The organism is Bacillus swezeyi, assembly GCF_030908325.1.
Lineage (GTDB): Bacteria > Bacillota > Bacilli > Bacillales > Bacillaceae > Bacillus > Bacillus swezeyi.
Window position 1 is genome coordinate 2,871,430 of sequence record NZ_CP133085.1, and the last position, 12,695, is coordinate 2,884,124.

Below are 12,695 nucleotides of genomic sequence, written 5' to 3' on the forward strand. Positions count from 1 at the left end.
GCAATCGGATAACGTTTTCAGCCGGTATTATCTTTTAAAATTCCATTCATCTGTCGCATATTTGGTCCGGGACAGATCCTCGACAAACTCCGTTTCTTCCTTCGTAAGCTCATAAGGCTGCAGATGGATGTTCAGGCCTTTTTCGAACCCTTTTTTAAACGCTGTGCTCGCTTCTTCAATTGTCACTTTTTTAGCTGTCAACTCATTTATGGCAACCGCTTTTTGTTTAAAGCTCCGCTGCATGCGCTCCCTGAGGCGGTCGTTTTTGTAGATAAACAGATCAAACAGCTTGTCCTCATCCAGATCAAGCAGAATCGATCCATGCTGCAGAATAACCCCTTTTTGTCTCGTCTGAGCGCTTCCGGCGACCTTTCTGCCTTCGACAACGAGCTCATACCAGGACGGCGCATCAAAGCAGACGGATGACCTTGGGCTTTTGAGGCTCTGCTTTTCTTTTTCCGTTCTCGGAATTGCGAAATATGCATCAAGCCCCAGTTCTCTAAACCCTTCAAGGATGCCTTCAGAAATAACTCTGTATGCTTCTGTCACCGTCTGCGGCATTTCCGGATGTTCTTCAGATACAATCACACTATAGGTGAGCTCTTGATCATGGAGAACGCCTCTTCCGCCTGTCGGCCTTCTGACAAAGCCCAAACCGTGTTTTTTGACAGCCTCAAGATCGATCTCCTTTTCAATATTTTGAAAATAGCCGACCGAAAGCGTTGGCGGGTTCCATCCGTAAAAGCGGATCGTCGGCGGAATTTTTTTTTGGCTGTGCCAATATAGCAGCGCCTCATCAAGAGCCATATTAAAAGCGGGAGCCTGCCGTCCCGAGTCAATAAAACGCCATGTTTCTTTTTCCATAACCTACCCTCTTTTTCTTTGGTATAAAATAAGTCTACCATTCCCTCTTAAAATTGAAAATAAATTCGGGCTAATCAGATGACAGATTTCCTAGCCTTTACTATAATAGTATGTGTCTTAACATATCGATAAAAAATTCCCGCATTCAGGCGGGATGATTCAAAAAGGAGTCGGATCAGATTGTCTACCAGCAGCATTATCGTTCTCATCATTTGCGCCGCGCTGATCATTTACGCGGTGGTTTCATACATCTACCAGCAGCGCATTATGAAAACCTTGTCAGAAGAAGAATTCCGGGCCGGCTATCGCAAAGCACAGCTCATTGATGTGCGTGAACCGAACGAATTTGAAGGCGGCCATATTTTAGGTGCGAGAAACATTCCGCTTTCACAGCTTAAGCAAAGAAAAATCGAAGTCCGTCCTGACAAACCTGTTTATCTTTACTGCCAAAACAATGTCAGAAGCGGACGAGCCGCACAGACACTGCGCAAACACGGCTGTCAGGAGATTTACAACCTGAAAGGCGGCTTTAAAAAATGGGGCGGAAAAATTAAAACGAAGAAATAATGGAAGGCTGTCTTGATCTGAGACAGCCTTTTTATAAACAAAAATAAGCCGGCGAACGAGTTTCGCCGGCTTTGTTCATTATTTTTTCAAGTCTTCAATTGAATTGACATCTTTCATATATGTCGGAACGACAAGGCCAATTTTTACGCCTGTCATACTTGTACCGACATCTTCAAATTTGCCATCGTATTTTTCGGCATATGTTTTATGCGTTTGCGGAAGCCATGCAGCGAGTGAAGCATCGACACTTCCATCTGCAATTCCGGTCCACATCGGGCCTGCTTCAACTTGGCTGAGCGTGACCTTGTAGCCCAGATCTTCAAGAACTTTGCCTACTACATGTGTGCTGGCAATTTCACTGTCCCACGCGACATAGCCGAGCTTAATTTCTTCGCCGTCTGCTTTATCGACGCCTTTTGTCCATTTTTCAACGAGATCTTGATGTTTTTTCACGAAATCAGCTGCAGCTTCTTCCGGTTTTTTGCCTTCCTGAACGGCAAGCATGACTTCACCCATATCATCCTCTGTCCAGCTGAACTGGCTCAGCAGTTTGTTTGCGCCTGGATGATCATCTTTAAACCCTTTGCGCGTGATAGTGTGAATTTCTTCAGCATCACCGTATGAACCTTTAGGATCTTTCAAGTATTTCAAATCGTATTTTGAGAACATCCAATGCGGCGTCCATCCCGTAATAATAATCGGTTCTTTTTTGTCGTACGCTTTTTTCAAAGCAGCGGTCATCGCTGAGCTTGACCCAGATGTTACTGTCCATTTGCTGAGATCATAGTCCTTCACCGCTTGATCCGTCGCAGTCATGATGCCTGCACCCGGGTCAATGCCTGTAATTTTATAATCGACCTGATCACCTACTGAAGCATTTTCATCATTGCTGCTGCCGCAAGCAGCCAGACCTAATGTCAGTGCGGCTGCGGCGCCAATTCCTGCTATCTTTTTCCACATTACGCATTCCCCCTGCTTTTTTTCATTCTTATATTTTGTGTAACCCGGTCCAGTACGATTGCGATAATGACAATCGCAAGCCCGGTTTCTACACCAGTACCTGTTTTCAGCTGTGTGACAGCGCGATAGACTTCTTCTCCGAGTCCCGGAGCGCCCACCATAGATGCGATAACAACCATTGACAAAGCAAGCATGATGCTTTGGTTGATACCCGCCAAAATGGTTTTTGTTGCGAGCGGCAGCTGAACTTTAAAGAGCCGCTGACTTGTTGTCGAACCAAAGGCTTCTGTTGCTTCAATCAGATCCTCAGGCACTTGCTGAATACCTAAGATCGTCATCCGGATGGTTGGAGGCATCGCAAATATAACGGAAGCCACAACACCCGGAACAACTCCGATATTGAAGAAGAAAATAGCTGGAAGCAAATAAACGAATGCCGGCATCGTCTGCATTAAGTCAAGGATAGGCGTAACGATTCTCTGGACTGTTTTCTTTTGAGAACCCCAGATACCGACCGGAATTCCGATAATGACTGAAATCAGGACGGAAGTGACGACAAGTGCCAATGTTTGCAGCATTGCGTCCCAATAACCCAAATAATCGATAATAAAAAATCCGATCAATGTAAAGAGTGCAATTCCCTTTTTGCTGATCAGCCAAGCGAGAGCCGCAAATATAACGGTCAATAACACCGGCGGAATAAAGCCTAAGCCTTGGACAATCACATCAACAAAAGCTTCCACCCCTTTTGCAATTCCGTCAAATACGCCTCCGAACGACATGGTCAGCCAATCCACAAACTGATCGATCCAATCGGCTAAAGGAATACGGGGAAGTGAGGAAAATGTAAACATGCTTTATCTCACCTCCTGCATAACGGCTTCAACTTCATCAGTTGATACATGATTTACGTTGATATATTGGTCACTGCCGGCAAGGGCTCCGATCAGAGCGCCTTTGACAATAATGCCTTTCATCCGCTCTTTTTCATCAACAACAGCGATTGGAATGCTGGCGTCAGAAACCATTTCAAAAATGTCAGTCAGTACAACATCCTGTTGTACCGTCTTCATTTCTTTTGAAATCACCGTCTCAAGAACCTGGCCTTTTTCAGCCGCTTTCTTGGCGGTCTCCGCATCAATTGTGCCAAGAAGCCTATTGTGTTTATCGACAGCGTAAATGGATGAGATCCCCAGATTTTTCATCAGCGTCAATGCAACGCGCGGGCCTTTATCAACACGCACGGTTTCCGCACGCTTCATAATGTGTCCGGCCGTCAGCACTTTAGATAAATCAACATCTTCAACGAATTTTTCAACATATTCGTTTGATGGATTCATCAGGATTTCTTCCGGCGTGCCGATTTGCACGATGTTTCCGTCTTTCATCAGCGCGATGCGGTCGCCGATTCGCAATGCTTCATCCAGATCGTGAGTGATGAAAATAATCGTTTTTCCCACCGATTCATGCAGATCTAAGAGTTCATCCTGCATATCCTTACGAATCAGCGGATCAAGAGCGCTGAACGCTTCGTCCATCAGCAGAATATCGGGATCATTCGTCAAGGCACGGGCCAGCCCGACACGCTGCTGCATCCCGCCGCTCAGCTGATCAGGATATTGCTGCTCATATCCTTCAAGGCCGACGAGCTTTAAGGATTCAAGCGCTTTTTGCTGGCGTTTGCTTTTGTCTACTCCCTGCAGCTCCAATCCATACTCGGTATTTTCAAGAATTGTTCTATGCGGAAAGAGAGCGAACTTTTGAAAGACCATACTGATTTTTTTTCGTCTCACTTCACGAAGCTGGTCTTTGGACATATTTGTTATCATGTCACCATCTATATATACATTTCCGGCAGTCGGTTCAATCAGCCGGTTCAACATCCGAACCAAAGTTGATTTACCGCTCCCTGATAGACCCATGATGACAAATATCTCGCCGTCGTATACGCTGAAGTCTGCTTGATTCACCCCAACGGTTGCTCCGGTTTCTTTCAGAATTTCTTTTTTGGTTTTACCGCTGGCAAGCAACTGTGTGGCTTTTTTTGTCTGCTTTCCAAAAACCTTGGATACTTTTTCGACTTTTATCTTAATTGATTTATCGTCTAGACTCATATTTCTCCTCCCGTATTAAGCAATCTAATATACCGTAACATTTATGTAACATATGAGACAAACGGCATATTCGCTTTAATTTTGTATCATACCTTCATATAATCGATTATCCCTCTGCAACCTTGCAAATGCTTCTAAATGCTCTGCAATCCTCTTTTATTAAGGTAAATTAAACCATTACATCATGAGAAAACACTGAAACTATCATGTTTTCGAAGATAATTATCATTTTTAATTTAAATTTTATGAATTTAACTGCTTGATAAAGGTAAAATCCTTCTCACCCGCTAAAGAATCCGCTTACACCGAATGGATTCTTTCATTATAAAAAATGAAAAAAACCGGCGAATCAAATTCGCCGGCTTTCATTCACCTATTCAAATCGAAGCACGGGCTGGCGGGCCGCTTTCGTTTCATCCATTCGTTTGACCACGGTTGTGTGCGGTGCTTCCTGAACGATTTCAGGGTTTTCCTCCGCTTCTCGGGCAATCTGGATCATTGTTTCGATAAACGCATCGAGCGTTTCTTTTGATTCTGTTTCTGTCGGCTCGATCATGATGCATTCTTCAACATTAAGCGGGAAGTATATCGTCGGCGGATGGAAACCGAAATCCAACAGACGCTTGGCGATATCCAGCGTTCTGACTCCAAGCTTTTTCTGGCGCCTTCCCGACAGTACAAACTCATGCTTGCAATGGCGGTCAAACGGCAGATCGTAATAAGGTGCCAGTTTTCTCATCATATAATTCGCATTTAATACGGCGTTTTCTGTGACCTCTTTCAGCCCGTCCGGCCCCATTGAGCGAATATACGTATAGGCTCTTACATTAATGCCGAAATTTCCGTAGTACGGCTTGACCCTGCCGATTGATTGAGGGCGGTCATTGTCAAATGTATAGCGGCCGTCTTTTTTCACTAGAACAGGCTTCGGCAGATACGGAATCAGCTCTTTCTTGACACCAACGGGCCCTGAGCCTGGTCCTCCGCCTCCGTGAGGGCCTGTGAAGGTTTTGTGGAGGTTTAAATGCACGACGTCAAATCCCATGTCGCCCGGTCGCGCTTTGCTGAGTACTGCGTTCAGGTTCGCTCCGTCATAATACAGCTTTCCTCCGGCTTGGTGGACGATTTCAGCCATTTCCAAAATATTTTCCTCAAAAAGGCCGAGGGTGTTTGGATTGGTCAGCATCAAAGCTGCTGTCTCTTTATCTACGACCCGCTTTAAATCCTCAAGATCAACAAGCCCGTCAGCATTTGATTTGACCGTAACCGTTTCAAAACCGGCAACCGTTGCCGATGCAGGATTTGTGCCGTGTGCAGAGTCTGGAACGATGACCTTTGTCCTTTTATGATCGCCGTTTGCTTCATGAAAAGCTCGGATCATCATCAGCCCGGTCCACTCTCCATGCGCCCCAGCAGCCGGCTGAAGTGTGACTTCATCCATTCCTGTAATCTCTTCCAGATGCTTGCTCAAGTCATACAGCAGCTCTAGTGCCCCTTGCACAGTCCGTTCATCCTGAAGCGGATGAATCGAAGAAAAACCGGGAATCCTCGCGATTTTTTCATTCAGCTTCGGGTTGTATTTCATCGTGCAGGAACCGAGCGGATAAAAGCCAGAATCGACGCCGTGATTGCGCCTTGATAAAGCGGTATAGTGACGCATGATATCGAGCTCAGACACTTCGGGGAGCTCAGCCGGCTCATCTCTGATATACGCTCCAGCAATGAGGTCTGATACATCTGTTTCAGGGACGTCCAGCTCAGGCAGGCTGTAGCCGACCCGGCCTTCTTTCGATACTTCAAAAATAAGCGATTGATCCTGATTATTCATGGCGATCCCCCAATTCATTCATGAGTGTATCAATTTCTTCTTTTGTTCTGAGCTCTGTGACAGCGATCAGCATATGCTGGTTTAAATCAAGGTATGAAGCGCCGAGGTCGTAGCCGCCGATGATCTCTTTTTCAAGCAGGCGTTCGTTAACTTCTGAAACAGGCTCATTCAGCCTGACAACAAACTCGTTGAACATCGGTCCTTCAAAGGCGACTGCAAGGCCCGCCCGTTTAGCGGCTTCTTTTGCATAAGCCGATTTTTGCATGTTCTGCCAAGCGATCTCTCTGACGCCCTTTTTGCCGAACGCCGTCATGGCTACAGAAGCGGCAAGCGCATTGAGCGCCTGATTGGAGCAAATATTTGATGTCGCTTTATCGCGCCTGATATGCTGTTCCCTCGCCTGCAGTGTTAAAACAAAGCCTCTTTTGCCATTTTCATCTTCAGTCTGCCCGATCAGACGCCCCGGGACCTTTCTCATCAGTTTTTTCGTGACGGCAAAAAACCCGCAGTGCGGCCCACCGAAAGCGGCCGGTATCCCAAATGGCTGGGCATCTCCGACGACGATGTCCGCACCGAATGTCCCAGGCGGTGTTAAGAGGCCGAGAGCCAACGGATTGGCGGAAACAATGAACATGGATTTTCCTTTATGGGCGATCGGCTCAATCTCTTTCAGCGGTTCAATCTGTCCGAAAAAGTTAGGGTATTGGACGATCACTGCAGCGGTTTCCTCACAGACTGCCTCATCGAGGGCCGCAAGATCTGCTGTTCCGTTTTTGGAAGGGACTTCAATCACATCGATGTACTGCCCTTTTGCATATGTTTTTAACACTTCGCGCGATTCCGGGTGAACGGTTTCGGACACGACGATTTTTTTCTTTTTCGTATGCCCTGAAGCAAGCATCGCGGCTTCCGCTAATGCCGTTCCTCCGTCATACATCGATGAGTTGCTGATATCCATTCCCGTCAGCTCGCAAATCATCGTTTGAAATTCAAAAATCGCCTGAAGCTCTCCTTGAGAAATTTCCGGCTGATACGGTGTATAGGCCGTATAAAATTCAGACCGCGAAATCACGTGATCGACGATAACGGGCTGATAATGATCATAAACGCCCGCCCCCAAAAATGAGGCGTATGCCCCCGTGTCCTTATTTTTTGCCGCAAGCTTTACGAGCTCTTTGGTGAGCTCCGTCTCGGACTTTGCCTTTTTGATCTGATATTCGCCTTTAAATCTGACGCTTTCCGGGATATCAGAGAATAAATCGTCAATCTTGCCGACTCCAATCGCCTCAAGCATTTCTTTTTTATCCTGATCTGTCGCTGGCAGGTAGCGGTGCTTCATCTTCAGTCTCCTTTCATGATCATGGCAAACTTACGGCTGCCGTTTATAAAATGGGGTTTTCACAATTTTTGCTTTGAGCCGCTTTTTTCTGACTTCCACTTCGACGACGGTGCCGATGTCAGCGGCTTCTTTTTTCAGCAGTGCAAGGCCGACATTTTTTTTCAAAGTCGGCGACTGTGTTCCAGTTGTTACCTCACCGGCTTTTTCACCCTGATAAAAAACGGTGTATCCGTATCTCGGAATCCCTTTATCAAGCATTTCAAGGCCGACCAGTTTTCTGTCTGCTCCATGCTCTTTTTGGCTTGCCAAAACGGACTTGCCGAAGAAATCAGACTCTTTTTTTATTTTTACGGCAAATCCGATGCCCGCTTCAATCGGCGTAATCTCCTTTGTAAGCTCCTGCCCGTATAACGGCAGCTTTGCTTCAAACCGGAGGGTGTCCCTTGCCCCGAGGCCGCACGGCACCAAGCCGTCGTCCCTGCCTGTTTTCAGGAGAAGCTTCCAAATGCAGGCCGCATCTTCATTCCTGCAATACATTTCAAAGCCGTCCTCTCCTGTGTACCCCGTTCTGGACACAAGCGCCCGAACACTGCCGACCGCTGCTTCATCCCTGAAGGTAAACGGCTTTAGCGCGGCAAGATCAATGTCTGTCACATGTTTTAAAATCTGTGCGGCTTTCGGTCCTTGAAGCGCGAGCAATGAGATCTCGTCAGACAAGTTTTTGACCGAAACATCGCCCTCGGCATGCCGGTTCAGCCAATCGATATCCTTGTCGATATTGGCTGCGTTGATAACCAGCAGATAGCGGCTGTGCCCTCTTTTATAAACCAAAAGATCATCAATCGTCCCGCCGTTTTCATAACACATTGCCGTATACTGTGCACCGCCTTCCGCCAAGGCGGAAACATCATTGGTCAAAAGTTTCTGCAAAAACGGAAGGCTGTCGCTTCCAGAAACCTCGACTTCCCCCATATGCGAAACGTCAAACAGTCCAGCATTTGTCCTAACCGCTTCATGCTCTTCTTTAATCGATGAAAACTGAACAGGCAGCTCCCAGCCGCCAAAATCAATCGTCTTCCCGCCATATTCTTTATAAAGATCAAATAAAGGCGTTCGTTTAAGCATTCTGCTTCCCCCTTTGTTTTTCAAACTAGAAACAAGTTTGCCAATCATCAGAAAACGCGAAAGATTCCGTCACCATTTTTTAAAAAGTTTGTCGCTTTGACAGCACGAAAAAGGACAGAGAACCCCCTTTGACAATTCGAAGGTTCTCTGTCCTGGCACCTGAAAGTTTACTTTGCGTAAAAGCAAAGATGTCCCCTTTGGCGGTTTGTTAAACATGATTATGATACAAACTCTCTCCAGAGTTGCGTCAAGCAAGAGTTCTTTTGCCTGAGAGATTCACTATTTCTCTAGTTTGCTCCTTCGGCGCCGTGGTAAGGTCTCCCCTATCGGTCTCTCCCCTTGCTGTCATTCGCTCATATTCATTTCTTATCATGGACATACTAAATAAAGCTTACGATTTTTTCACTGATGATCTACAAATATCCTACCATCATCAAAGCGTTTGGGCAATAGAAAAAATCGTTAACATTCAATTATTTTACGATCGAAATGTTCGTCTTTTATTGATTTCTGTATAAAATCAGCTTCATTCACACAAGATTCCCTTAAAAAAGAGAACATTTTATTTGATTTATGATAGAGGAAAGGCGGCGTTATGATGAGACCAGACATTCATTTTGACAATGAGTGGCCAGAACAGTTCAAAAAACACCTTGATAAGGACGGACCATGGGCGAATTGGGAGCTTTACAAACTTTCCTGTGAGGTGCAAAAAAGGCTGGCGATTCCAACCTTTGAAGGACTGCAGGCTCCGTTTCACCTGCCTGATTTCACCCCGCTTCCCCACCAGCTCGAAGTCGCGCAGAAAGTGGTCGAGCAGATGAACGGAAAAGCCATTTTAGCCGATGAAGTGGGTCTCGGGAAGACCGTAGAAGCCGGGCTGATTTTAAAAGAATACATGATTCGCGGGCTGGCGAAGAAAATTTTAATTCTCGTGCCTGCCTCCCTTGTATCCCAATGGGTGAAAGAGCTGCGCGAAAAGTTCTTAATCTCGGCTGTCGAACAGAAAAAAAGCTATGTATGGGAGCAGTGTGACGTTGTCGTCTCCTCTCTCGATACAGCCAAAAGATCGCCGCACAGGGAAACCGTTTTATCCATTCAATATGATGTGGTGATCATTGATGAAGCTCACAAACTGAAAAACAATAAAACCAAAAACTACGAGTTCGTCCGCAATTTAAAGAAAAAATATTGCCTGATGCTCACGGCTACACCTATCCAAAACAAGATTGACGAGATATTCAACCTCGTCTCCTTATTAAAGCCCGGGCATCTGGGCAATGAAAGCAATTTTAACAAAGATTATTCAAAACAAATCAATTCAGCGGAAACGCATGAACGCTTGAAATCCCTGGTCAATAAAGTCATGATCAGGAACAGGCGGCAGGATACGGGCATCACCTGGACAAAACGCCACGTCGAAACCGTGCCCATTTCTTTTTCACCGACTGAACAGGCTTTATATGATGAGATTAGAAAACTGAAAAAAGATCATCTCCATTCATCAAGCATGTTTTCGATTATGACATTGGAGCGCGAATGCTGTTCAAGCAGAGAGGCCGTCTACATGACGCTGAAAAACATGCTTGACCGGAAAGACCGCGAAGCCCCCGTTATCGGAGAAGCTGTGATTCATCATCTGATCGGCAAGGTAAATGAAGTGGCGCAAAATTCAAAAGCAATGAAAGTCGTCGAACTGATTCAAGAACTCAATGACAAAGTCATTATTTTTACAGAGTACAGAGCCACGCAAATTTACTTGCAATGGTTTCTCCAGCAAAACGGCATCAGCTCTGTTCCGTTTAGAGGCGGTTTTAAAAGAGGAAAGAAAGACTGGATGAAAGACTTATTCCGCGGCAAAGTTCAGGTTCTGATCGCGACCGAAGCTGGCGGTGAAGGGATCAACCTTCAATTCTGCAACAAAATCATCAATTATGACCTCCCGTGGAATCCGATGCGTCTTGAACAGAGGATCGGACGGATTCACCGCCTCGGCCAGGAACGGGACGTGTACATTTACAATATGGCGACAAAGCATACGGTTGAGGAACATATTTTAAAACTGCTCTATGAAAAAATTCATTTGTTCGAAAAAGTAGTCGGTGATTTAGATGATATTTTAACAAAAATAGAGGTCGGAAATTTCGAAGAGCATCTGCATGACATCCTTTTTTATTCGGCTACGGACGAAGAAATGAAAATCAAAATGGAAAACCTGACATCATTCATTTCCTATGGGAATGACGCCGTTTCAAACCACAAACAGATTGGAGGCTAACATATGCGGCAGGAAGAAATACACCGGTTTCTGGAACGCTTTTTCACAGCAAACGGCTGCACCATCACAGACAAAAGCGCCGGCCATTTAACCGTGCAGCTGACGGCTGAAGTCGATAAGCAAATCATGAACAGGCCATTTTACTGGCATTGGCTTGAAAAGACGGGCGGCGAGCCGAATCCGATGAAAATCACCCTGATTACGGATGAAGATCAGGCTCCGGCTGATACAGAAGGTGAATTTATTCATTTTGGCTCTCCAAGACTTTTTCAAATGTTTCAGGCTGTTAAAAAGAACGGCAAATTTATTCGCCTGTATGAAAAAATCTGTTCACAAGGGGCGCACATTCCCCTTGAACCATGGCTCGGCATAAATGTGACCATCTCCTATCAGTCTGACAAGAAAAAAGATAAGCTGCTGTCTCTCGGCCTCCATCTTATCAGCGGACAGCTCATAGAGGGGTTTCAAGAGCAAATGGAGGCCCAGCCGCTTTCTTCGCAAATATCCGACTACTGCTACACCATGTCGCCTTTGATCAAACCGGAAAGCGGCATCAAACGTCTTGAGCGGTATATCGAACAGTCCGCCAGAAATGAACCGCTTGATTGGGCGGAAGCTTCCATTAAAAGATGGAAAAATGACCTTGCGCTGCTGAATCAATTTTATGAAGAAACAGAAGAAAAACCGGAAGAATATGAAATTGAGAAAAAAGCGCTCCAAGCGCTTTACGAGCCAAAAATCGAAATTAAGGTTGAAAACGGAGGATTATTTTATTTACAGAAAAAAATCTCAGGATAATTCTTCCGATTCGACACCGTTCTTGTTTTTATTCATGAAGAGGAGCTTATAATAGAACTACGGAGACAAGGAAAACTTTCGTAACATGAATTGGACAAGGATGGAAAAGTGTTGAGTCTTGAGATTTATCTTTGTTTATCACAGCACGGTTGACTGAAATACATAATCAAGTATTTTGGGAGGGGAAATGTATGAATAAAGATAAAAATGAGAAAGAAGAATTGGATGAAGAGTGGGCTGAGCTGATAAAAAACGCCCTGAAGGAAGGTATTAGTCCAGATGAAATACGATTTTTTCTCAATTTAGGAAAGAAGTCTTCCAAAGCTTCCACATCAATTGAAAGAAGTCATTCAATAAATCCTTTCTGAATGTGCTATAATATCGAAAGGAAGGTGATGACATTGATTGGCCAGCGTATTAAACAATATCGAAAAGAAAAAGGCTACTCACTATCTGAACTAGCTGAAAAGGCTGGGGTAGCGAAGTCTTATTTAAGTTCTATAGAAAGAAACTTACAAACAAACCCCTCCATTCAATTTCTAGAAAAAGTCTCCGCAGTTCTGGACGTCTCGGTTCATACCCTGCTTGATGAAAAAGATGAAACCGAATACGATGGTCAATTAGATAGTGAATGGGAAAATCTAGTACGTGATGCTATGGCTTCAGGGGTTTCTAAAAAACAATTTCGAGAATTTTTAGATTATCAAAAATGGAAGAAAAGACAGGAAAAGGAGTAAGGGGCCGCATATCTTACTCCCTTTGGTATTTTTTAAGCGGATACAGCGCCAATTCCTTATGAATGACATAAAAAAAAACGGATCT

The 12,695-nt window shown here is 45.0% G+C and carries 12 protein-coding genes and 1 riboswitch; of the genes, 5 read left to right on the plus strand and 7 right to left on the minus strand.

The features are described from left to right. Positions 1-27: 27 nt before the first annotated feature. Positions 28-864 carry a lipoate--protein ligase family protein gene (locus RBH91_RS14115; RefSeq protein ID WP_307891985.1) on the minus strand — a complete coding sequence of 279 codons (837 nt, stop codon included), beginning with the start codon at positions 862-864 and terminating at the stop codon, positions 28-30. A gap of 180 nt (positions 865-1,044) precedes the next feature. On the opposite strand from RBH91_RS14115, the gene RBH91_RS14120 reads away from it, so the two are divergent. After that, the gene (locus tag RBH91_RS14120; protein ID WP_076761834.1) at positions 1,045-1,431 is read left to right on the plus strand and encodes a rhodanese-like domain-containing protein; all 387 of its coding nucleotides are present in this window, start codon (positions 1,045-1,047) and stop codon (positions 1,429-1,431) included. 78 nt (positions 1,432-1,509) lie between these two features. Here the strand turns inward: RBH91_RS14120 and RBH91_RS14125 are convergent, their stop codons facing one another. The 6 genes from RBH91_RS14125 to gcvT form a co-directional block, all read right to left on the minus strand. Then, a complete protein-coding gene (locus RBH91_RS14125; protein ID WP_148957337.1) occupies positions 1,510-2,391 on the minus strand; it encodes a glycine betaine ABC transporter substrate-binding protein in 882 nt (293 codons plus the stop codon). After that, positions 2,391-3,245, minus strand: coding sequence for a glycine/proline betaine ABC transporter permease subunit OpuAB (gene opuAB / locus RBH91_RS14130; RefSeq protein WP_076761836.1), 855 nt, complete (start codon positions 3,243-3,245; stop codon positions 2,391-2,393). The genes RBH91_RS14125 and opuAB overlap by 1 nt, the downstream gene beginning before the upstream one ends. 3 nt (positions 3,246-3,248) lie before the next feature. Next, positions 3,249-4,505, minus strand: a complete 1,257-nt coding sequence (opuAA, locus tag RBH91_RS14135; RefSeq protein ID WP_307891986.1) for a glycine/proline betaine ABC transporter ATP-binding protein OpuAA — start codon at positions 4,503-4,505, stop codon at positions 3,249-3,251. Between the two features lie 373 nt (positions 4,506-4,878). Beyond that, positions 4,879-6,333, minus strand: a complete 1,455-nt coding sequence (gene gcvPB, locus RBH91_RS14140; RefSeq protein WP_307891987.1) for an aminomethyl-transferring glycine dehydrogenase subunit GcvPB — start codon at positions 6,331-6,333, stop codon at positions 4,879-4,881. Then, on the minus strand, positions 6,326-7,672 hold the full coding sequence (gcvPA, locus tag RBH91_RS14145; RefSeq protein ID WP_307891988.1) for an aminomethyl-transferring glycine dehydrogenase subunit GcvPA: 1,347 nt from the start codon (positions 7,670-7,672) through the stop codon (positions 6,326-6,328). Before gcvPA ends, gcvPB begins: the two co-directional genes overlap by 8 nt. A 30-nt stretch (positions 7,673-7,702) precedes the next feature. After that, positions 7,703-8,797, minus strand: coding sequence for a glycine cleavage system aminomethyltransferase GcvT (gcvT, locus tag RBH91_RS14150; RefSeq protein WP_076761840.1), 1,095 nt, complete (start codon positions 8,795-8,797; stop codon positions 7,703-7,705). A 245-nt stretch (positions 8,798-9,042) separates the two neighbouring features. Next, a riboswitch (glycine riboswitch) is annotated at positions 9,043-9,146 on the minus strand. 249 nt (positions 9,147-9,395) lie between these two features. Here gcvT and RBH91_RS14155 point away from each other — a divergent pair. The 4 genes from RBH91_RS14155 to sinR all read left to right on the plus strand — a co-directional run bounded on the left by RBH91_RS14155 (position 9,396) and on the right by sinR (position 12,610). After that, positions 9,396-11,075, plus strand: coding sequence for a DEAD/DEAH box helicase (locus tag RBH91_RS14155; protein ID WP_307891989.1), 1,680 nt, complete (start codon positions 9,396-9,398; stop codon positions 11,073-11,075). Between the two features lie 3 nt (positions 11,076-11,078). After that, entirely contained in the window at positions 11,079-11,873 is a 795-nt protein-coding gene (locus RBH91_RS14160) for a YqhG family protein (protein ID WP_307891990.1), read from the plus strand. Between the two features lie 191 nt (positions 11,874-12,064). Beyond that, positions 12,065-12,241, plus strand: coding sequence for an anti-repressor SinI (sinI, locus tag RBH91_RS14165; RefSeq protein WP_076761843.1), 177 nt, complete (start codon positions 12,065-12,067; stop codon positions 12,239-12,241). 33 nt (positions 12,242-12,274) lie between these two features. Beyond that, positions 12,275-12,610, plus strand: a complete 336-nt coding sequence (gene sinR / locus RBH91_RS14170) for a transcriptional regulator SinR (RefSeq protein ID WP_006637528.1) — start codon at positions 12,275-12,277, stop codon at positions 12,608-12,610. Positions 12,611-12,695 lie beyond the last annotated feature (85 nt).